The 20,534-nt window shown below is 71.6% G+C and carries 17 protein-coding genes; 9 read left to right on the top strand and 8 right to left on the bottom strand.

Translation table 11 applies throughout. The features are described from left to right. Positions 1–83 precede the first annotated feature (83 nt). Complete coding sequence (gene rsmH / locus EHO50_RS08175; protein WP_128429190.1) at positions 84–1,040, bottom strand: 16S rRNA (cytosine(1402)-N(4))-methyltransferase RsmH; 957 nt, start codon at positions 1,038–1,040, stop codon at positions 84–86. 359 nt (positions 1,041–1,399) lie between these two features. Here rsmH and EHO50_RS08180 point away from each other — a divergent pair, with 359 nt between their 5' ends. The 4 genes from EHO50_RS08180 to EHO50_RS08195 all read left to right on the top strand — a co-directional run bounded on the left by EHO50_RS08180 (position 1,400) and on the right by EHO50_RS08195 (position 7,062). Beyond that, on the top strand, positions 1,400–2,011 hold the full coding sequence (locus EHO50_RS08180; RefSeq protein ID WP_128429191.1) for a beta-class carbonic anhydrase: 612 nt from the start codon (positions 1,400–1,402) through the stop codon (positions 2,009–2,011). Between the two features lie 259 nt (positions 2,012–2,270). After that, positions 2,271–3,311, top strand: coding sequence for an AAA family ATPase (locus tag EHO50_RS08185; protein WP_128429192.1), 1,041 nt, complete (start codon positions 2,271–2,273; stop codon positions 3,309–3,311). Beyond that, entirely contained in the window at positions 3,311–4,684 is a 1,374-nt protein-coding gene (locus EHO50_RS08190; RefSeq protein WP_128429193.1) for a DUF58 domain-containing protein, read from the top strand. Before EHO50_RS08185 ends, EHO50_RS08190 begins: the two co-directional genes overlap by 1 nt. Beyond that, the gene (locus tag EHO50_RS08195; RefSeq protein WP_128429194.1) at positions 4,681–7,062 is read left to right on the top strand and encodes a transglutaminase TgpA family protein; all 2,382 of its coding nucleotides are present in this window, start codon (positions 4,681–4,683) and stop codon (positions 7,060–7,062) included. The genes EHO50_RS08190 and EHO50_RS08195 overlap by 4 nt, the downstream gene beginning before the upstream one ends. A 946-nt stretch (positions 7,063–8,008) precedes the next feature. Here the strand turns inward: EHO50_RS08195 and EHO50_RS08200 are convergent. The 3 genes from EHO50_RS08200 to EHO50_RS08210 all read right to left on the bottom strand — a co-directional run bounded on the left by EHO50_RS08200 (position 8,009) and on the right by EHO50_RS08210 (position 10,329). After that, positions 8,009–8,404: a DUF3040 domain-containing protein gene (locus tag EHO50_RS08200; protein WP_128429195.1), complete on the bottom strand. Its 396-nt coding sequence runs from the start codon at positions 8,402–8,404 to the stop codon at positions 8,009–8,011. A 288-nt stretch (positions 8,405–8,692) separates the two neighbouring features. After that, entirely contained in the window at positions 8,693–9,463 is a 771-nt protein-coding gene (locus EHO50_RS08205) for a methyltransferase (RefSeq protein ID WP_181449576.1), read from the bottom strand. Between the two features lie 293 nt (positions 9,464–9,756). Further along, a complete protein-coding gene (locus EHO50_RS08210; protein WP_128429197.1) occupies positions 9,757–10,329 on the bottom strand; it encodes an SAV_6107 family HEPN domain-containing protein in 573 nt (190 codons plus the stop codon). A 167-nt stretch (positions 10,330–10,496) separates the two neighbouring features. On the opposite strand from EHO50_RS08210, the gene EHO50_RS08215 reads away from it, so the two are divergent. The 5 genes from EHO50_RS08215 to EHO50_RS08235 all read left to right on the top strand — a co-directional run bounded on the left by EHO50_RS08215 (position 10,497) and on the right by EHO50_RS08235 (position 16,664). Further along, complete coding sequence (locus tag EHO50_RS08215; RefSeq protein WP_128429198.1) at positions 10,497–11,327, top strand: ATP-binding cassette domain-containing protein; 831 nt, start codon at positions 10,497–10,499, stop codon at positions 11,325–11,327. Then, positions 11,299–13,383: a YhgE/Pip domain-containing protein gene (locus EHO50_RS08220; RefSeq protein ID WP_128429199.1), complete on the top strand. Its 2,085-nt coding sequence runs from the start codon at positions 11,299–11,301 to the stop codon at positions 13,381–13,383. The genes EHO50_RS08215 and EHO50_RS08220 overlap by 29 nt, the downstream gene beginning before the upstream one ends. A 23-nt stretch (positions 13,384–13,406) precedes the next feature. Beyond that, on the top strand, positions 13,407–14,036 hold the full coding sequence (locus EHO50_RS08225) for a TetR/AcrR family transcriptional regulator (protein ID WP_128429200.1): 630 nt from the start codon (positions 13,407–13,409) through the stop codon (positions 14,034–14,036). 435 nt (positions 14,037–14,471) lie between these two features. Continuing rightward, a complete protein-coding gene (locus EHO50_RS08230; protein ID WP_181449577.1) occupies positions 14,472–15,086 on the top strand; it encodes a DUF4126 domain-containing protein in 615 nt (204 codons plus the stop codon). A gap of 66 nt (positions 15,087–15,152) precedes the next feature. Continuing rightward, positions 15,153–16,664 carry a phytoene desaturase family protein gene (locus EHO50_RS08235; protein ID WP_128429202.1) on the top strand — a complete coding sequence of 504 codons (1,512 nt, stop codon included), beginning with the start codon at positions 15,153–15,155 and terminating at the stop codon, positions 16,662–16,664. 73 nt (positions 16,665–16,737) lie between these two features. Here the strand turns inward: EHO50_RS08235 and EHO50_RS08240 are convergent, their stop codons facing one another. From EHO50_RS08240 to EHO50_RS08255, 4 genes are all read right to left on the bottom strand, one after another. Continuing rightward, positions 16,738–17,727, bottom strand: coding sequence for an SCO2102 family sporulation regulator (locus tag EHO50_RS08240; RefSeq protein ID WP_128429203.1), 990 nt, complete (start codon positions 17,725–17,727; stop codon positions 16,738–16,740). Between the two features lie 57 nt (positions 17,728–17,784). Beyond that, positions 17,785–18,708, bottom strand: coding sequence for a methylenetetrahydrofolate reductase [NAD(P)H] (metF, locus tag EHO50_RS08245; protein ID WP_128429204.1), 924 nt, complete (start codon positions 18,706–18,708; stop codon positions 17,785–17,787). Between the two features lie 217 nt (positions 18,709–18,925). Next, positions 18,926–19,588, bottom strand: a complete 663-nt coding sequence (thiE, locus tag EHO50_RS08250; protein ID WP_128429205.1) for a thiamine phosphate synthase — start codon at positions 19,586–19,588, stop codon at positions 18,926–18,928. Positions 19,589–20,126: 538 nt separating this feature from the next. Beyond that, on the bottom strand, positions 20,127–20,498 hold the full coding sequence (locus EHO50_RS08255; protein ID WP_128429206.1) for an Rv2175c family DNA-binding protein: 372 nt from the start codon (positions 20,496–20,498) through the stop codon (positions 20,127–20,129). Between the last annotated feature and the right edge of the window lie 36 nt (positions 20,499–20,534).

Raw genomic sequence — 20,534 nt, forward strand, 5'->3', positions numbered from 1 at the left:
GCTCCCCCGGGTCCGGCGGGTCCGGTTGTCCAACTGACGGGTTCGAATCCTGGACCCGGACGCCCACCCCTGCTTCACGCCGCTCATTCGATGGACTCCCTGATGCGCTCGGCCCCCCGCAGGCGGGCCGGTGCCGCGCGCCGGTTCTCGGCGACCTCTTCCTCGGTGGGAAGTTCGGCACCGCGGGTCAGCAGCTTGAGCCGGGGCTGGTACTGCTCGGGCACGAAGGGCAGCCCGGGCGGGGCGGTGTTGGCGGCGCCGGCCGCGAACACCTGCTTGACCAGCCGGTCCTCCAGCGAGTGGTACGACAGGACGGCGATCCGTCCGCCGACGTCGAGGGCCGCCACGGCGGCCGGGATCGCCCGCTCCAGGACGGAGAGCTCGCCGTTGACCTCGATGCGCAGTGCCTGGAAGGTGCGCTTGGCCGGATTGCCGCCGGTGCGCTTGGCGGCCTGCGGCAGCGCGTCCCGGATCAGCTCCACGAGCCGCGCGCTGTTGCTGAACGGCTCCTTCTCGCGCTCGCGCACGATGGCGCCCACGATCCGCTTGGCCTGCTTCTCCTCGCCGTACGCGCGCAGGATCCGCACCAGCTCACCGGGCGGGTAGGTGTTGAGGACCTCGGCGGCGCTGACGCCGGTCGTCTGGTCCATCCGCATGTCGAGGGGGGCGTCCTGGGCGTACGCGAACCCGCGGTCGGCCTCGTCGAGCTGCATGGAGGAGACGCCGAGGTCGAACAGGACGCCCTGCACGCGCGCGATGCCGAGCCTTTCCAGGACGTCCGGGAGCTCGTCGTAGACGGCGTGCACGAGGCTCGCGCGCTCGCCGTACGGCGCGAGCCGCTCGCCGGACAGGCGCAGGGCCTCCTTGTCGCGGTCGAGGGCGACGAGGCGGGCTTCAGGGAACTGCTGCAGGAGAGCCTCGCTGTGGCCGCCGAGCCCGAGCGTGCAGTCGACGACCACCGCTCCCGGCCGCTGCAGGGCGGGGGCCAACAGGTCCAGGCACCGCTGGAGCATCACCGGGACATGTCGACTCTGGCTCAAGGGGCCCTCTCAGATCCGGCGAGGCGGTACGCACCGCCGGGTCCCCGCCCGCTCGTGAAGGGGAGGCCTGCCGGCGCCGGAAGCGTCAGCCGGCCGGGAGCGGGAGGAGGCCGAGCCGTACGTACGCGCCGCGCACGTGGGGAGATCTCCGGAAAATCGCGGGGGTCTCCGGGGGAAAACAGTCCAGCAGGGAGAGTTCTCGCCTCCCGCTTCGCGTCACTTTAGTCCACCCTGTCTCGCGGTCAATCAACCGGCCTGCGCGTCGCCGATTCGGGTTCGAGCGAAGCCGCGCAGAGCGGAAAATCGCTCATATGGGCGCACTCACGCCACCCCTGTGGGTTAGCTCACAACAAGGGGCGATGACGTTCTTTGTCCCCTCTCACAGCGGGACCTCTTCGGCCGTGACCAGTACCGTCATGGGTATGACGACTTCTGCATCGGTTCCCGCTGGTCCCGAAGGTGCGATAGCCGAACGCGGCACGGTCACCGACCGTCTCGTCGACGCGAACGAGCGATACGCCTCCGCCTTCACCGACCCCGGCATGGACGCCCGCCCCGTGCTCCACGTCGCCATCGTCGCCTGCATGGACGCCCGTCTCGACCTGCACGCCGCGCTCGGCCTGGAGCTCGGTGACTGCCACACCATCCGCAACGCCGGCGGCGTCGTCACCGACGACGTGATCCGCTCGCTCACCATCAGCCAGCGCAAGCTCGGCACCCGCAGCATCGTCCTGATCCACCACACGGGCTGCGGCCTGGAGTCCCTCACCGAGGACTTCCGCACCGAGCTGGAGCTGGAGGTCGGCCAGCGGCCCGCCTGGGCGGTGGAGTCCTTCCGGGACGTCGACCAGGACGTACGGCAGTCGATGCAGCGCGTGCGCACCTCGCCGTTCCTGCTGCACACCGACGACGTGCGGGGCTTCGTCTTCGACGTGAAGACGGGTCTGCTGCGCGAGATCGACCCCGCGTAGCGGTCGCCCGAACCCCGCGTGACCATCCGCCACACCTGTCGTTTCGCTGTCAATTGCGGCTCCGGCGTGCCCAAAAGGCCGTAAGGCCCGACATATCGCAGGCAGTTGTCCACAGGCGAGTGACACGAATCGGTAACGGCAGCAAGAATGCGGGTGTGACAACACGCGGAACGTTTCATGCGTGGTGTCCGTGTTCCAGGGGAGGACCGGTCCGCGTCGTAGAGCGTCGGCCCGGAAAGAACGGGCCGAGGAGGGCCGGGTGACGACCTATGACGATCGAGCGAGCCTCACTGATCTGACCGCCACTGTGGAGCGTGTCCGCAGTTCGGTGGAAGGAGTGATCGAGGGCAAGCCCGAGGTCGTACGGCTTTCGCTGACCGTACTGCTCGCCGAGGGACATCTTCTGATCGAGGATGTTCCCGGCGTGGGCAAGACCATGCTGGCGAAGGCACTGGCGCGGTCCATCGACTGCTCGGTGCGGCGTATCCAGTTCACGCCCGACCTGCTGCCGTCGGACATCACCGGCGTGTCGATCTGGGACCAGCAGCGCAAGGACTTCGAGTTCAAGCCGGGCGCGATCTTCGCCCAGATCGTGATCGGTGACGAGATCAACCGCGCGTCGCCGAAGACGCAGTCCGCGCTCCTTGAGTCCATGGAGGAGCGCCAGGTCACGATCGACGGCCAGAGTTACGAGCTGCCGAGCCCCTTCATGGTGGTGGCCACGCAGAACCCGGTCGAGATGGAGGGCACCTACCCGCTGCCCGAGGCCCAGCGCGACCGCTTCATGGCCCGCGTCTCCGTCGGCTACCCCAGCGTGGAGGCCGAGCTGCAGATGCTGGACGTGCACGGTGGGGTCTCCCCCTTGGAGGACCTCCAGCCGGTGGCGCACGCCCACGACATCGTGAAGCTGGTCGAGGCCGTGCGCGGGGTCCACGTCGCCGAGCCGGTCCGGCGGTACGTGGTGGACCTGGTCGCCGCCACGCGCACCCACCCGGACCTCAGACTCGGCGCCTCCCCGCGCGCGACGCTGCATCTGCTGCGCGCGGCGAAGGCGTCCGCGGCCCTGAGCGGCCGGGAGTACGCGCTGCCGGACGACGTACAGGCTCTCGCCGTGGCCGTCCTGGCGCACCGCCTGCTGCCCACCGCACAGGCCCAACTGAACCGCCGTACGTCCGAGCAGGTCGTCCAGGAGATCCTGCAGCGCACCCCGGTGCCCGCCGCGCCCCAGCAGCAGAGCGGCTTCGGCGGCCTCGGCCGCGGCACCCAGGGTTACGGCCAGCAGCCGCCGCGGAGGCTGTGATGACCTCCGGCAGTACCGGCCAGGCGGAGCCGGACCGCGGTGAGCAGAGCGGGCTGCGCACGGCACTGGCCGGTCTGACCACGCGCGGCCGCTCCTTCCTGGCCGCCGGCGTCGCGGCCGCCGTCTGCGCCTACGTCCTCGGGCAGAGCGATCTGCTGCGCGTCGGGCTGCTGCTCGCCGTGCTGCCGCTGGTCTGCGCGACCGTGCTGTACCGCACCCGCTACCGGGTCGCGGGCAGCCGCCGGCTCTCCCCCGCGCGCGTGCCCGCGGGCAGCGAGGCCCGCGTCCATCTGCGGATGGACAACGTCTCCCGGCTGCCCACCGGCCTGCTGATGCTCCAGGACCAGGTGCCGTACGTGCTCGGTCCGCGCCCCCGCTTCGTGCTGGACCGGGTGGAGGCGGGCGGCCGCCGCGAGGTCTCCTACCGGGTGCGCTCCGACCTTCGCGGCCGCTACCCGCTGGGCCCGCTGCAGCTGCGCCTGAGCGACCCGTTCGGCATGTGCGAGCTGACCCGCTCCTTCTCGACGCACGACACCCTGACCGTGATCCCGCGCGTGGAGCCGCTGCCGCCGGTGCGCTTCAGCGGGGAGGCGAAGGGCTACGGCGACGGGCGGCAGCGCTCGCTCGCGCTGGCCGGCGAGGACGACGTGATCCCGCGCGGGTACCGCTACGGCGACGACCTGCGCCGGGTGCACTGGCGCTCCACGGCGCGCTACGGCGAGCTGATGGTGCGCCGCGAGGAGCAGCCGCAGCGCTCCCGCTGCACGGTGCTGCTGGACACGCGGGGCCCGGCCTTCCAGGGCGCGGGCCCGGACTCGGCCTTCGAATGGGCCGTGTCGGGCACGGCGTCCGTGTTGGTCCACATGCTCGAGCGGGGCTTTTCGGTACGGCTGCTGACCGACACCGGCAGCTCGGTCCCCGGCGAGGGCGCCGACGGGTTCGCGGGCGCGAGCCAGGAGTCGGCGGACGCGGCCGGGCTGATGATGGACACCCTCGCGGTGATCGACCACTCCGACGGCACTGGTCTGTCGCGCGCGTACGACGTGCTGCGCGGAGGCAACGAAGGACTGCTGGTCGGCTTCTTCGGCGACCTCGACGAGGAGCAGGCGACGGTGGCCGCCAAGATGCGGCAGCGCAGCGGGGGCGCGGTGGCCTTCGTGCTGAACAGCGGCGCCTGGGTGCGGGAACCCACCGATGTGCCCGGCGCGTTGGACAGGAGCGAGGAGCGGCTGCGGTTGCTGCGGGAGGCGGGCTGGACGGCCCTGAGCGTGCCGCGGGGCGCTTCGCTGAACGAGCTGTGGCGCCAGGCGGACCGAGCGCGTACGGACGCCGCCGCGATCACCGGCGCGCGGGGCGAGGGGGGATCGGCATGAGCGGGCGGACACGGATGGCGCTGTGCGCCGCGACGGCCACATTGTTGGCGTCCTGCGCCCTGCTGCCGCTGGTCTCCCCGGTTACCTGGCTGATTCAGGCGATCTTCCTGCTGGCGATCCAGACCGGCGTGGGTATGGCGACCCGGCGGGTGCCGCTGGCGCGGCCCCTGACGGTGGCCGCGCAGGCCCTCGTCGCGCTGATGCTGCTGACCCTGACCTTCGCCCATCAGCAGGCGATCGCCGGAGTGATCCCCGGCCCGGAGGCGTTCCGGCACTTCGCCGACCTGTTGCAGGCCGGCGCGGACGACGTCAGCCGGTACTCGATCCCGGCGCCGCTGTCCGACGGCATCCGGCTGATGCTCATCGGCGGCGTCCTGATCATCGGCCTGGCGGTGGACACCCTCGCGGTGACGTTCCGCAGCGCGGCCCCCGCCGGGCTGCCCCTGCTGGCGCTGTACTCCGTGGCCGCGGGGCTGTCCGACGGTGGGGCGGACTGGCTGTGGTTCCTGGTCGCCGCCGCGGGTTATCTGATGCTGCTCCTGGCCGAGGGCCGCGACCGGCTCTCGCAGTGGGGCCGCGTCTTCGGCGGGGCTCCGCGGACGCCGGGCGGGGAGCCCAGCGGCGTGGTGGCGCCGGTCCGCACCGGGCGCCGCATCGGCATGGTCGCCCTGGGCATCGCCCTGGTCGTACCGCTGGCCCTGCCCGCGATGAACGGCGGCCTGCTGGACGCCGCGGGCGCGGGTGTGGGCACCGGCAGCGGAAGGGGCGGCACGATCTCCGCGGTGAACCCGCTGGTGTCGCTGCGCGACAGTCTGAACGTGGACGAGGACCGCGAGGTCCTTTCCCTGAAGACCAACACGGCCGACGTCTCGGACCTGTATCTGCGGATCGTGTCCCTGGACGACTTCGACGGCACCACCTGGCAGCCGGCCAAGCGCGACGTCCAGTCCGTGCCGGACCAGTTCCCCACGCCCATCGGCCTCGGCGCCGACGTCCGGCGCGCGGAGGTCGAGACGACCATCTCGGCCGCGGACTGGTACGCCCAGAACTGGCTGCCGATGCCCTATCCGCCGAGCGGCGTGAGCATCTCGGGCCGGTGGCGGTACGAACCGCTGGGGATGACGGTGGTCGGTGACCGCCGCCAGACCACACGCGGGGCGACGTACACCGTGCGTAGCCTCGAGGTGCAGCCGACGGCGAAGCAGCTCGCCGCCGCGCCGGAGCCGCCCGCCGCCCTGAAGCGCGAGTTCACCGAGCTGCCCGACTCGCTGCCCGCGGTGGTCGCCCGGACCGCGCGTGAGGTCACCGAGGGTGCGACCAGCCACTACGAGCAGGCGGTCAAGCTGCAGGAGTACTTCGCCGTGACGGGCGGGTTCCAGTACGACACCAACGTCAAGGTCGGCAGCGGCCGGCAGGCGATCGCCCGTTTCCTGAAGGACAGGCAGGGCTTCTGCGTCCACTTCTCCTTCGCGATGGCGGCCATGGCCCGCTCACTGGACATACCGGCCCGGGTCGCGGTGGGCTTCGCGCCCGGTACCCCGCAGGGCGACGGTTCGGTCTCGGTGGGGCTGAGGGACGCGCACGCATGGCCCGAGCTGTACTTCGAGGGCGTGGGCTGGACTCGCTTCGAGCCGACCCCGACCCGTGGTTCGGTTCCGTCGTACACCCAGTCGGACACGCCCGGCTCCACACTCCCGGATGTGGCCCGGCCCTCGCAGTCGACGAGCACGGGGCCGTCCGCAACGCCCTCGACGAGCGAGAGCTGCGCGGGGAAGCCTGAGGTGTGCGCGAGCGAGTCCCCTCAGGCCGCGCTGGCCACGGATGACGACGGCCCGAAGTGGTACGTCGTACTGGCGTGGGTGCTCGGCGGGCCGGCGGCGCTGCTGATCCCGTTGGCGCCGATGCTGTGGCGGTTGCGGACACGGGCGGTACGGCTGGGAGCACACGGCCGCGCGGAGGCGGACGTGTCGCTCCACACGATGGCGATCTGGCAGGAACTCACCGACACCGCCTGGGACTTCGGCATCTCGCCGGACGACTCCCAGACCCCCCGCAAGACCGCCGCCCGCATCGTCCGGCTGGGGCACCTGGACCCACCGGCCGCGACCTCGGTTCATCGGGTGGCCGACGCGGTGGAACAGGTCCTCTACGCCCCTGCTCCCCGCCCGACGGCCGGCCTCGCAGAGGATGTCCGCCGCGTCCGGTCCGACCTCGAGTCCAAGGCCGGCTGGACGACAAACCTGCGCGCCCGCCTGGCCCCGCGCTCCTGCGTGCGCGTGGTCTGGGCCGCGTCGGACTGGTGGACCGACATCAAGCGACGCACTGCCACCGCCCGCCCGACGCTGCGCAGACCGTCTACGCCTGGGCAGCGGGGGTGATCGGTCGCTGGGGTGAGGGCGGCGCGGGGCTGAGGTCGGTCGCTGGAGGCGAGGGCGGCGGCGCGGGGCTGAGGCGGGGCGTCTGCTTCGGGCGGGGGCGTGTGCTTCGGGCGGGAGCGAGGCTCGTGCGCTGCTGGCCGGATCGAGGCGCGTGCTCTTCGCGCCCGGCCCTCGCCCGTGCCCAGGCGTCTCCCCCGGCCGGGCCTCACTCCGGCCCGCGTTTCACCCCGCCGACACGTCAGGTCAGCTGAGGCCTCACTCGGACCTGCGCTTCACTCCGGCCTGCGCCTCACTCGCGCGGCCTAGGCCTCACTCCGGCTCTACGCGTCAGCCCCGCCCAGGCCCCACTCCCCTGGATCTCACGGTTACGCGTCCCGCGCTGTCTGGCTCAGCAGAGCCAGGACGGCTCGCTCAGCAGAGCTGAGAGGACGGCTCGAGTCGGAGCAACAGATGCAGGTCGGGCTGGGCGACCTCGACCGGGCGGACCGCGGAACGGCGGGGCGGAACCCTTCGTCGGGGCACAAGCCGTAGGGGCAGGGCTTCGGCCGGAGACCCGCGTTGGCAAAGAAGGGTAGGCAGGGACGAGGGACTCGGCTCCGGTCTGGGCAGCCGGCTGAAGCCGGCTCGCTCGGCCGAAGTAACCGGCTCAGGCCGGAGGCGACGCTGCTTCGGGCCGGGTGGCAGGACGTCGGCCTGATGTTCCATGCCGAGAAGTCGCTGGGACGGGGTCTTGTCCGAGCTGAAGGAATTAGCCGAGTCCGTTCGCTCCGGACGGACGTCATCCGGGCAGTTCAGGACGTTGCTCGTCCACATCGCCAGGCCCACCTGCAGCCCTGTCAGCCTTCGGCTCGCCACCTTCTGGCCCCTCTGATTACCGGGGCATACATCAGGGGGTGGCCACCTGGTCGGTGGTCACCCCCTGCGTGTCCAGGAGCTGCTCGTCGAGCTAATGGCCGCCCTGTTCGTCGCGGCGGCGCTGCCAGCGCTGCTCGATGCGGTCCATCATGGAACGCTTCTGACGGGGCTGCCGGCGGGCGTGCGGGCCGCCGGAGGCGGGCTGTTCGCCCGGCTTGGGGGCCTTGCGCCAGCCGGTCACGGCGAGTACCGCACAGCCCAGCATGACCAGGAAGCCCACCACGCTGAGCCAGACCTGCTTGGCGACCATTCCTGCCATGAGGAGCGCGATACCTACGAGGAAGCCAGCGACCGCCTGGTAGACCCGTCGCCGGGTGTACGTGCGCAGCCCGCTTCCCTCAAGCGCTGTCGCGAACTTGGGATCTTCGGCGTACAGCGCTCGCTCCATCTGCTCGAGCATTCGCTGCTCGTGCTCCGAGAGCGGCACGGAGTCCTCCTCATCGTGCAGTCGCCGGGGCGACCCGGGGGGTCCCTTCAGGATAGGCAGGGAATCGCCCCCGTGAAACCCGCCCCTCTACGCCAATTGGCCAACCGGGCTCCGCCATGGACGTCCCGACTCGCTGAGATCTGCATTCCCCAGCGGCCGACCCGTCATGCCGGAACGGTCTCCCTCGATCATACGGCGCTGCGCGCCCGATCGGGGGGCCTGTGGCGTACTCCATGTGCAGCCAAGTCCCTGATCAACGGCGCACCCCTGCGGTCCGCAGAGGACGGCTCAGGCCTCGGCGGTCTCCCGCGTCTCGCCGAGCACGTGGAGCTGCGTGGCCACCGAGTGGAAGGCGGACAGCTCGGCCGCCGCCTCCTCCAGCTTCAGCAGCGCCTCCAGCGCCCCGGGCTCGGTGTCCACCAGCACACCGGGGACCAGGTCGGCGAAGACCCGCACCCCGTGCACCGCACCGACCCGAAGGCCCGCCCCCTCGACCAGTCCGGTGAGCTGCTCGGCGGTGAAACGGCGCGGCACCGGGTCACCCTGACCCCAGCGGCCATCCGGGTCCTCCAGGGCCTGCTTGGCCTCCTTGAAGTGACCGGCGAGCGCCCGCGCCAGCACAGCGCCGCCCAGTCCGGCGGCGAGCAGGCTGAGGACGCCCTCGGCACGCAGCGCGGCCACCACGTTGCGCACGCCCTCGGCGGGGTCGTCGACGTACTCCAGGACGCCATGGCACAGCACGACGTCGTACCCGCCGCGCTCGACCACGTCGAAGAGGCCGTGGGCGTCACCCTGGACGCCCCGCACCCGGTCGGCCACGTCGGCCTCGGCGGCACGCCGCTCCAGGGCGAAGAGCGCGTTCGGGCTGGGGTCGACGACGGTGACGCGGTGGCCGAGCCGGGCAAGGGGCACCGCGAAGTTGCCGCTGCCGCCTCCGGCGTCGAGGACGTCCAGCGCCTGGCGCCCCGTAGCCTTCACGCGGCGGTCCAGGGCATCCCGGAGGACTTCCCAAACCACGGCTGTACGAAGGGCAGCGCGGGGGCGCATCGGGTCCGACACGGCAGTTGACTCCTCGGCGCGGCACCGCCACTTGCACGGCGGAGCGATCGGGCTGCCTCCCCGGCCCGGGTCACGGGAGCGGGAAGGCTTCAGGCGCCCTCCACCCTATTGCCTACGGCAGCCCACCCGGCCATCGCGATGCCGCGCGATGCCACCCGTCCGCGCGGCGGACGGCAACGGCGGACAGCACGGGCGGACAGCAGGGACGGACACCGTGACGGGGACGCGGACCTGGGGATGGGCACAGGCACTCCGACCGAGGCTTCGTGCCCCAGTGCCCGGCCGTTTCGCCGTCAGCCCGCGTCCGGCATGTCCTCGCGCGCGTGACGCGAGCCGTCGGTCCCGTCCGCGTCGGTGTCCGGTCGTGGCTGTGGCAGGACCGGCTGGAGTACCAACATCCGCTCGACGAGGCGCAGGAACATCGCCACGTCGCGTATCAGGTCGTCGGCGTCCCGGCGGCTGGCCGCGCCCTGGATGCCCGCCTCGGCCCGGGCGCGGCGCCGGGCGCCCGAGGCGAACAGCGCGCTCCACTCGGTGAGTTCGGGGGCGATCTCGGGGAGCACTTCCCAGGCGCTCCTGATGCGGGCCCGGCGCCTGGACGTGGGCTCGGGGCGCCCGCGCGCGGCGAGGACGGCGGCGGCGGTGCGCAGGGCGGCGAGGTGGGCCGTGGCATAGCGCTCGTTCGGCGTTTCCAGAACGGCGGCCTCGTCCAGTCCGGCACGGGCCTGGGCGAGCAGGTCGAGGGCGGCGGGCGGGGCCGTGGCCCGGCGGAGCACGGGGTGCACGTCGCTCGCCGGGCCGGTCAGTGAGGGGGCAGGGCCGGTGGCGCGGCGCCGGTGGGCGGCTGCTGCGTGGTAGCTGGCCATGACGAACCTCCTGTCGTCTGTGTGACGGCACGCCCTGATACGGGATGCCGTATGCGCCCATCGTGAGGTATGGCACTGACAATCCGTTCTGACCTGGGCTTTTGCTTCGATCGCGAGTTCGGGCTAACTTTTGCACTGACCAGTCAGTTCAAATTGAGGGGGCAGGGATGGGGGGAACCGTGGCCGGAGCAGGCGTCACGGCCCTGGGCCTCGGTCTCGAAGGGCCCCGCGGATGGGCGTTCCGCGGGGTTTCCTTCGAGGCGGAGCCCGGCTCACTGATCACGATCGAGGGGCCGTCCGGCACCGGACGTACCTGCCTGTTGCTGGCGCTCACGGGACGGATGAAGCCCACCGAGGGAACCGCCACCGTGGGCTCGGCCGGGCTGCCCAAGCGCATGGCGGCGGTGCGGCGCATCAGCGCCCTGGCCCACGTCCCGGGTGTGACCGACCTGGACCCGGCCCTGACCGTCGCCGAGCACCTCCACGAACGGGCGCTGCTGCAGCGGCGGTTCGGCGATTCCTGGCGCGGGCTGCTGCGGCCGCGTGCCGAGCGGAAGTCAGAGGCGAAGGTGCGGATCGAGGCCGCGCTCACGGCGGCCGGCCTCGACCGGGACTCCCTGCCCAAGGGTTCCCGTACCGCCGTACGTGACCTGGAGCGTCTGGAGGCGCTGCGGCTGTCCGTCGCGCTGGCCCTGATCGCCCGCCCGCGCGTGCTCGGCGTCGACGACACCGATCTCAAGCTGTCGGACGCCGAACGGGTCGAGGCCTGGGCGCTGTTGAAGTCCATCGCCGAGGCCGGGACCACGGTCGTCGCGGTGTGCAGCGAGGCCCCCGACGACACCGTCAAGGTGTCCACGGCCCAGGAAGCCGACATCCAGAAGGGCGACGTCCCGAAGACCGACACCGCGTCCGCCGCCCAGGAATCCCCGGAAACCGACGGACCGGACACCGACGGAAAGGAGGCCGCCGATGCGATCGCCGAGGCTGGCCGCGCTTGAGCTCCGGCGCTTCGGCCGGGGGAAGCTGCCGCGTGCCGCCCTGGTCGCGCTGCTGGTGCTTCCCCTGCTGTACGGCGCCCTGTACCTGTGGTCGTTCTGGGACCCGTACGGCCGGCTCGACCGTATCCCCGTGGCGCTCGTGAACGACGACAAGGGGGCGACCGCCCACGGGAAGAAGCTCTCGGCCGGCGACGACATCACCAAGGGGCTGCGCGAGAGCGACGTCTTCGACTGGCAGGAGGTGAGTGCCGCCGAGGCCGAGAAGGGTGTCGAGAACGGCACCTACTACCTGTCGCTGACCATGCCGAGCGACTTCAGTGCGCGGATCGCCTCCAGCGCGGGCAACTCGCCGGAGACGGGCGCCCTTCAGGTGCGTACGAACGACGCGAACAACTACATCGTCGGGCAGATCTCGCGGACGGTCTTCAGCGAGGTGCGCGAGGCCGCGTCCACCAAGGCGTCGCGGTCGTTCCTGGACAGGATCTTCGTCTCGTTCTCCGACATCCACGGCGCGACGGTCAAGGCCGCGAACGGCGCCGACAGGCTCGAAGGCGGCATCGGCAAGGCGGAGAAGGGCTCCAAGGACCTCGCCGACGGGCTGAAGGAGGCCAAGAAGGGCAGTGGCAAGCTGTCCACGGGCCTGAAGAAGCTCAACGAAGGCGCGGGCGATCTGGAGAGCGGCTCCAAGCGGGTCGCCGAGGGTACGCAGACGCTCGCCGACAGGGTCAACGGAGTCGACAAGAAGATCGGCCCCTTCCTCCAGGACAACGAGAAGACCATCGGGGACACCGCCCGACTGGTCGCCGACAGCTCGGGGGCCATCCGCAACAACCTCGACGACCTGGTGGAGCACGCTCCGGGCGCCGCCAAGGGCGCTCATGCGGCTTCGGACGTGCTGGACACCGTCTACAAGGCGCGTTGCGAGGACGCCGTACTGCCCGACCCGGCCTGCTCCGATCTGAAGAAGGCCAAGAACTCGGCCGCGGACGTGGCGACGATCGCCGACGACCTCAACACGCTGATCGCGGACCACGACGGCGATCTGAAGAAACTCGACAAGAACCTCGCCACCCTCCAGAAGCAGTCCCAGGCGCTCGCCGACCGCGCACCCCGCCTCTCGGAGGACCTGGACGACGCCGTCACCAGGATCAACCAGCTGAACCAGGGGGCCGCGAAGGTCGCCGCGGGCGCGAAGAAGCTGCACTCGGGCCTCGGCACGGCCAGGACCGGCGCGGCGGACCTGGACGCCGGCGTGAGTGAGCTGAAGACCGGTGCGTACGACCTCAACGGCGGCATGTACAAGCTCGTCGACGGCTCCGGGAAGCTCTCGTCCGGGCTGCACGACGGCGCAGAGCAGATCCCGGACTACGACAAGAAGGCCCGCGACCAGCGCACCGAGGTCATGGCCGACCCGGTCCAGCTCGTCTCCCGGGACATGCACAAGGCGCCCAACTACGGCACCGGGTTCGCCCCGTACTTCATCCCGCTGTCCCTGTGGGTGGGCGCGATGGTGGCGTACATGCTGATCGCGCCGATGAACCGGCGCGCGCTGGCCGCGGGCGCCTCGGCATGGCGGATCGCGCTGGCCGGCTGGCTGCCCGTGGTGGCGATCGGGGTGCTGCAGACAGTGGCCCTGATGTCGGTGCTGCACTGGGCGGTCGGCCTTCAGATGGCGCGGGCGGCCGGGACGGTGGGCTTCCTGTTCCTGGTCACGGCGTGCTTCGCGGCGATCGTGCAGTGGCTGAACGCGCGCTTCGGGGCGGCGGGGCGGATCCTCGTCCTGGCCCTGCTGATGCTGCAGTTGACGTCCGCGGGCGGCACGTACCCCGTACAGACCAGCCCGGGCTTCTTCAACGCGCTCCACCCCTTCCTGCCGATGAGCTACGTCGTGGAGGCGCTCAGGAGGCTCATCACGGGCGGCGGTCTGGAACCGGTGTGGCACGCGTGCGTGGTGCTCGTCGCCTTCACCGCGGCCGCCCTCGCACTGACCGCGCTGTCGGCCCGTCGCCGGCAGGTGTGGACGCTCGACCGGCTGCACCCGGAGCTGACCCTGTGAGCGCAAGCGGCACAATCAGGGCCATGGAAAGCAGCAAGGCCGCGTCGGGCGGCAGCACGCGCCGTGAGGCCACCCGGCAGAAGCTCTACGAGGCGGCCGTCACGCTCATCGCCGAACAGGGCTTCTCCGCCACCACGGTGGACGAGATCGCCGAACGGGCCGGGGTGGCGAAGGGCACGGTCTATTACAACTTCGCGAGCAAGTCGGTCCTCTTCGAGGAGCTGCTCCGCCACGGAGTCGAACTCCTCACCGCCTCCCTTCGGGAGGCGGCCGAGCAGACCGAACGCGACGGCGGCAGCAAGGTCGACGCCCTGGACGCGATGATCCGCGCGGGGCTCGTCTTCATCGACCGCTACCCGTCCTTCACCCAGCTCTACGTCGCCGAGCTGTGGCGTACGAACCGGGCCTGGCAGTCCACGCTGATGGTGGTGCGGCAGCAGGCCGTGGCCGTCGTCGAGGGTGTGCTGCGCGAGGGCGTGAAGAACGGCGAGTTCAGCGAGGAGATCGACGTGGCGCTGACCGCCTCCGCGCTGGTCGGCATGGTCCTGGTGGCCGCGCTGGACTGGAAGTCCTTCCAACCGGAGCGCTCCCTGGACGACGTGCACGCGGCGCTGTCCCGTTTGCTGCAGGGCCGGGTGAGCGGACGCCGCTGAGGCGGCCGACGACACCGCGCGCACGAAAGCGCCGGTTCGAGGTGGCCGCGTCCCCCGCGGGCCATTCTCGAACCGGCGCCTTCTCGTGCTCCCCCGTTTTCCCCGTTCCCCCGTTCCCCCGTTTTTCTTTCCCCCGTACTCCCCCCTGCTCCCCCGTGTCCCCCGTCGGACCCCCGTTCGGTCGTTCCCCCGGGTCCCCCGGTCTCGCTCCCGCCGACGCCGGGCCGGCGGAAGGAGCGGATCCGGGGTCGCTCCGTTCCGGCGCCCCGTGTCGCCGGTACCGGAGCCGATCCCCTTCTCCGTGGCTCCACTCTCTCGTTCACGCTGGTCGGGGCCCATCCGCGCGCGTACTCATCTCACCGGCTAGGTACGCGTACTCAGAGCTGCGCACTCACCCCCAGGACCCTCCGTTGCCGACTGGTTACGATCGCCTCCGTGTCGATACTCCCTTTGGTGTTCACCAGCGGCTGGGCCAGCGGCGTAAACGCCTACGCCGTGGTGTTGTTGCTCGGCGTCTTCGGCGCCACCGGCCTGAGCGACGAGGTGCCCGAGGCACTGCAACGGCCCGATGTCCTGATAGCCGCCGGGGTGCTGTTCCTCTGCGAGGCCGTCGCCGACAAGATCCCGTACGTGGACTCGGCCTGGGACTCGGTGCACACCGTGATCCGGCCGGTCGCGGGCGCGGTCGTCGCGGCGCTGCTCGCCGGGCAGAGCGGGTCGCTGCCCGAACTGGCGGCGGGCGCGGTCGGTGGTTCCACCGCGCTGATGAGCCACCTGGTCAAAGCCGGAACGCGGATGGCCGTCAACACCTCGCCCGAACCGTTCAGCAACATCGTGGTGAGCCTCGCCGAGGACCTCGGGGTCGGTGCCCTCATCACCCTCGCGATCTTCTACCCCGTCGCCGCGGCGGTCGTCGCGGGTGTCCTGCTGCTCGCCGGGTTGCTGCTGCTCCTCTTCCTGGTCTCGCGGATCCGTCGCTTCCGGCGCCGCAGGGCCGAGCGCCGGGAGGAGAAACGGCTCGCGCAGGCGGTGGGGCAGCGGCCCGGCTGAGCTCCGCCCGACGACAAGGCCCAGGTCCGCGGGCCGTTGTCAGTGGCAGCGGATAAAGTCCCACGCATGGCAAGGATTGCGGTGATCGGCGCCGGGATGGGCGCGATGGCGGCCGCTGCCCGGCTGGCCGTCGCGGGCCACCGGGTGGCGGTCTACGAGCGTACGGAGACGTACGGCGGAGCGGTGCGCCGCTTCGAGCGCGACAGCTTCGGCTTCGACACAGGCCCCGGGCTGCTCCCGCTTCCCGCCGTGTACCGCGACCTGTTCATCAAGACCGGCAAGGAGCCGCTGGAGGCGTGCGTCGAGCTGACCCAGGTCGACCCGTCCGCGCGGCACGTCTTCGCGGACGGCACCGAGGTCCGGCTGCCGAACGCCTCGCGCGCAGGCGTGGTGGCCGCCCTCGACGAGGCGCTGGGCGCCGGGACCGGCGACCGCTGGGGCGACTTCCTGGTCCGGGCCCGCGAGGCCTGGGACCGGACGCGCAGGCCGCTGCTGGAGGAGCCGCTGTGGCCGAACTGGCAGGTGCTGGCCGATCGCGAGCCCTATCCGGCGGTCCCTCACAAGCGACTCCTGCGCACCCGCCGGGCCGGCACGCTCGCCGAGGTCGGCGCGTGGGAGCTGCGCGACCCCCGGCTCATCGCCCTGCTGGAGAGCCACGCGCTCGCGTACGGCCTGGATCCGCGCGACACCCCGGCGAGCGCGGCGGTGCTGCCGTACCTGGAGCATGCCTTCGGGACCTGGTATGTGCGCGGCGGGATACGGGAGTTGGCGCGGGCGGTGTACGAGCGCTGCGTGGCCCGGAAGGTCGAGTTCAGCTTCGGCGCCGAGGTGGTCGGGGTCCTGGAAAAGGACGGCCGGGCAGCGGGGTTGGAGCTGGCCGACGGATCGCTGGTGGAGGCCGACATGGTCGTCGGCACCGGACCGTGGCGGCTGGGCGACCTGGTGCGCGGCCGTGAGTTGTACGAGGCGGAGGGGGTTGAGCCCAACCCCGAGGGCATGTCCCCGGGCCGGGTCGTGGTCTGCCTGGCGCTGCGCGGCCCGCGCGAGGCGGGCACCGCTCACCGCACGGTGGTGCACGCCCCGGACCGGCAGGCCGAGTTGGACGCCTTCGGCCTCGGTGAGCCACCCGCGCACCCGACGGTCCGGATCGACCGCCCGGACGACCCGGCGCTGCGCCCCGACGACGGCCACGAGTCCGTGGTCCTCACGGCCACGGTGCCGTCGCAGACGCGGTACGACTGGACCGCGGCCGGTGCCGCCGACGCCTTCGCGGACCGGATGGTGACGGCCGCCGAGCGCGCGATACCCGGACTGCGCGAGCGGACGCTGTGGCGCGAGGTCCGTACGCCGGTGGACACCTGGCGGGAGACGGGAGCCGAGGGCGGCGGGGTACCGGCGCCGGCCCTGGCGGCAGCGGAGGGGACCTTCCTGCGCCCGTCCAACAGCACCCGCATACCCGGCCTGTTCACGGTCGGCGGCTGGTCCCACCCCGGCGGTGGTCTCCCTCACGCCGGCATGTCGGGCACGCTGGTGGCCGGGCTGATCGTGGAGGGGCCGGAGTTCCGGGGCTCACAGTGATGCCCGTGATGCCCGCGTAGGCGTCTCGCGATGCCCGCGCAGGCGTCTCCGCGAGGGGCGCGGGGGGGAGCTGTCAGAAACGGTACTGCTCGTCGTACCCGTTCCCCTGGCCCTGGCCCTGCTGCTGGCCGTCGACCTGGTACGGGTACTGCTGCTCCGGCGGGAGTTCGCCGCCGTACGCCTCGTCGGTGCGCTGCTGCGGGACCCAGACGCCGCCGGGCGGGGTCCCCTCGCCGTAGGTACCGGTGGCGTACTGGTCCTGGCCGTAGCCCTGCTGGCCGTACTGCGGCTGGCCGTAGGCGTCGTACGTGGTGCCGCCGTAGGTCTGGGTGCCGATGTACGGGTCGGAGTAGGCGGCGTACTGCTGCTGGCCGGTGGTGTCGTAGCCGTACTGCTGCTGGTCGTAGCCGGAGTAGCCGTCGTAGGCATAGCTCTGGTCGGCCGTCGCGTACTGGTCCTGGGGCTGGCCCGCGGCCGCGTAGTTCTGGTCGGCGGCGGCGTAGGCGGGGTCGCTGTATATGCCGTACGAGCCGGTGTCCTCGGGCAGCGGCTGGGGCTCGTAGACGGCGGTCGTCTCCGCCGCCGCGTGCCGGTCCGTGCGCGCGGGGGTGAAGACGTCGTCGCGGTCGTAGTCGTCCTGGCCGTAACCGGTGTTGTCCTGGCCGTAGTTGGCGTCGTCGTGACCGTACGTGCCGTCGTGGCCCGCGAAAGCGCCGTCGGTGGCTTCGAGGTCGGAGACCTCCAGGGTCGGCTCGTGGCGGTCCGGCTCGCCGCGGCGGCGCTTGACGGCGCCCAGGGGGCCCAGGGCCGGCGCGGAGACCGCCCAGCCGGACGAGAAGCCGCGGCGGAACGACAGGGTGACGTAGGTCTGGCCGACCGCGAACGCTGCCGCGCCCAGACCGATGACGATGACGGACGGGATCAGCACCCCGACCACGACGCCGAGGAAGCCGACGAAGGCGAGCAGTCGCCAGCGCAAGCGTGCCTTGTACTGCAGCAGCACCTCGCCCAGCAGCCACAGCGCGACGACGCCGAACGCGATGTAGAGGACCGTCCAGCCCATGTACGCCCCTCTCCCAGTGGCCGCCTACGCAGTGTGACGTATGCCAGTACGGCCGGTCTAGGCCTGCGGTGGGTGGTGCAAGCCCAGGTTTTCGTAGATTTCCAGGGTCGCCGTGGAGTTGTTGAGCGTGATGAAGTGCAGTCCGGGCACTCCCTCGGCCAGCAGCCGTGCGCAGAACTCCGTGGCGAACTCGATCCCGATCGAGCGTACAGCGGTCGGATCGTCCTTTGCTGTGAGGATCCGCTCTTTCAGGGCGTCCGGGAAGGTGGCGTTGGTGAGAGAGGGGATCCGCTCCAGCGTCCTGACGCTGGCGATCGGCATGATCTCCGGGATGATCGGGGTGTCGCAGCCGGCGGCCGACACGCGGTCGCGCAAGCGCAGGTAGTCCTCCGGTTCGAAGAACATCTGCGTGATCGCGTAGTCCGCGCCCGCACGGCACTTGTCGACGAAGTGACGGACGTCGGTCTCCCAGTCGGCGGAGCGCGGGTGCATCGCGGGGAAGGCCGCGACCCCGACGCAGAAGTCTCCGGACGCCTTGATCAGTTCGACGAGTTCGGCGGCGTAGGCGAGGCCCTGAGGGTGCCGCACCCAGTCGCCCAGCGGGTCGCCGGGCGGGTCGCCGCGCAGCGCCAGCATGTTGCGGATGCCCGCGTCGGCGTACTGCCCGATGATGTTGCGCAGGTCGGCCACCGAGTGGTCGACCGCGGTGAGGTGGGCGATCGGCGTGAGCGTGGTGTCCGAGGCGATCGCCTCCGTCGCCTTGACCGTGCCGGCGCGGGTGGAACCGCCCGCGCCGTAGGTCACGGAGACGAAGTCGGGTCCGACGGCCTCGACCCGGCGCAGCGCGTTCCACAGGTTCCGCTCGCCCTTCGGGGTCTTGGGGGCGTAGAACTCGAACGAATACGTCGTCTTGCCGGTCGCGAGCATCTCGCGCACGGTACGAGCGTGGTCCGACCTGATGGATGCGGTGCCGAGGGCCATACTCGCAGGTTAACCAGGGGTCCCCGGTCCCCCAACCAGATGCCGGACATTCGCCCGATTTGTCGGACTGTTGTCCACTCCTTGGACAAACATGGGCCAAACAGAGCCTCGAAGCCGGTGGAGCACGGCCGGGCTGACCACATGGTGAGACATCGCGGACAGGGACTGAGACGCGTTGGTCCAGCCGCCGAAGGCACACCCTTGGCGGCCGGCCGGCCTACACCTGCCGCAGCCGCTTCGCGAACTCCGCCGCTGCCGCACCCGGGTCGTCGGCCTCCGTGATCGCCCGTACGACGACGACGCGGCGAGCACCGGCCTCCAGCACCTCGTCGAGGTTGCCGAGGTCGATGCCGCCGATGGCGAACCAGGGGCGGTCGGTGCCGAGGGCGGCGGTGTGGCGGACCAGGCCGAGGCCGGGGGCGTGGCGGCCGGGCTTGGTGGGGGTGGGCCAGCAGGGGCCGGTGCAGAAGTAGTCCACGCCCTCCTGGACGGCGGCCGCGTCGGCCTCGGACTCGGAGTGCGTGGAACGGCCGACGAGGATGTCGCCGCCGAGAATCGCGCGGGCGGCGGGGACCGGGAGGTCGCCCTGGCCGAGGTGCAGGACGTCGGCGCCGGCGGCATGGGCCACGTCGGCGCGGTCGTTGACCGCGAGGAGCTTGCCGTGCCGGGCGCATGCCTCGGCGAAGACCTTCAGGTGCTCGACTTCCTCGGCCGCCTCCATGCCCTTGTCGCGCAGTTGCACGATGTCGACGCCGGCGACCAGGACGGCGTCCAGGAACTCCGCGAGGTCGCCCTGCCGCTTGCGGGCGTCCGTGCAGAGGTAGAGCCGGGCGTCGGCGAGCTGGGCGCGGGCGGTGCCTGCGCTGGCGGTGTCGGACATGCGGTGCCCCCTGTGGTCGGGTTGCCGGGCGGGTGACGTCGGGCTGGTGCCGGACGGTGGCACGGTAGCCGGAGCCTGGTACTGCGTCGCGGGCCGGTGCTGGTCGGTGCTGGTCGGTGAGCCGTGGTCCGGGCCGCGCGGTGGCTCGTGGCCGGCCAGGACGTGACCCGCGGTCGGGCCAGGAGGCGACCCGTGGCCGGCCAGGCGGTGACCCGTGGTCGGGTCGGAATGAGTCGGGGCCGGACGTCGTATGACGCCGTGGCCGTTGCCCGGGCATGACGTGCCTCACAACGCCCAGACGGCACTCGCCGACACATGTGGCGATGCCAGGCACCCGGCATCAGGTACCCGGCCCATGCCACTGGTGGACGTGCCCGCCCGGACCCAAGCGTGGATGCAGACCGGCCAACGGCCACGGCGGCGCGCCGCACGCGCCCCGCGCCCTGGCCCGGGTTCCAGCAGGCCGCAGTCGATCGCGACCGTGGCCCGCTGGAGCCCGGTCCATAGGCCGGACGGTGTTGGGATCAGGGCGTTCGGTTCAGACGGCGAGCGCCTGGGCGCGGCGCTTCACCTCCGTGCCGCGATTCTCGCTGAGGGCCTGCGCGGGGGTGCCGGGCAGGCTCTCGTCGGGGGTGAAGAGCCACTCCAGCATCTCTTCGTCCGTGAAGCCGTCGTCCCGCAGGAGCGTCAGGGTCCCGGTCAGGCCCTTGACGACCTTCTGCTCGGCCCCGTCGATGAAGGCGGCGGGGACGTGCAGTGCGCGGTTCTCACCACGGCGTACGGCGATGAGCTGGCCGTCCTTGACCAGCTGCCGGACGCGGGTCACCTCGACATCGAGCATCTCTGCGATGTCGGGGAGGGTGAGCCAGGCGGGGACGAGAGCATCGATCTTTGCGTCAATCTCGGTCACGGCACAAGCCTGCCATCTGCCACTGACAGTAGGAAG

Origin of the sequence: Streptomyces cyaneus, from assembly GCF_004028635.1 — a bacterium.
Classification (GTDB): domain Bacteria; phylum Actinomycetota; class Actinomycetes; order Streptomycetales; family Streptomycetaceae; genus Streptomyces; species Streptomyces cyaneus.

Bases quoted from the DNA above. Each gene is read 5' to 3' on its own strand.
- EHO50_RS08190 (WP_128429193.1), top strand. From the start codon at position 3,311: ATGACCTCCGGCAGTACCGGCCAGGCGGAGCCGGACCGCGGTGAGCAG.
- EHO50_RS08195 (WP_128429194.1), top strand. From the start codon at position 4,681: ATGAGCGGGCGGACACGGATGGCGCTGTGCGCCGCGACGGCCACATTG.
- EHO50_RS08240 (WP_128429203.1), bottom strand. From the start codon at position 17,727: ATGGGCTGGACGGTCCTCTACATCGCGTTCGGCGTCGTCGCGCTGTGG.
- EHO50_RS08215 (WP_128429198.1), top strand. From the start codon at position 10,497: ATGGGGGGAACCGTGGCCGGAGCAGGCGTCACGGCCCTGGGCCTCGGT.
- EHO50_RS08225 (WP_128429200.1), top strand. From the start codon at position 13,407: ATGGAAAGCAGCAAGGCCGCGTCGGGCGGCAGCACGCGCCGTGAGGCC.
- EHO50_RS08235 (WP_128429202.1), top strand. From the start codon at position 15,153: ATGGCAAGGATTGCGGTGATCGGCGCCGGGATGGGCGCGATGGCGGCC.
- thiE (WP_128429205.1), bottom strand. From the start codon at position 19,588: ATGTCCGACACCGCCAGCGCAGGCACCGCCCGCGCCCAGCTCGCCGAC.
- metF (WP_128429204.1), bottom strand. From the start codon at position 18,708: ATGGCCCTCGGCACCGCATCCATCAGGTCGGACCACGCTCGTACCGTG.
- EHO50_RS08220 (WP_128429199.1), top strand. From the start codon at position 11,299: ATGCGATCGCCGAGGCTGGCCGCGCTTGAGCTCCGGCGCTTCGGCCGG.
- EHO50_RS08210 (WP_128429197.1), bottom strand. From the start codon at position 10,329: ATGGCCAGCTACCACGCAGCAGCCGCCCACCGGCGCCGCGCCACCGGC.
- EHO50_RS08180 (WP_128429191.1), top strand. From the start codon at position 1,400: ATGACGTTCTTTGTCCCCTCTCACAGCGGGACCTCTTCGGCCGTGACC.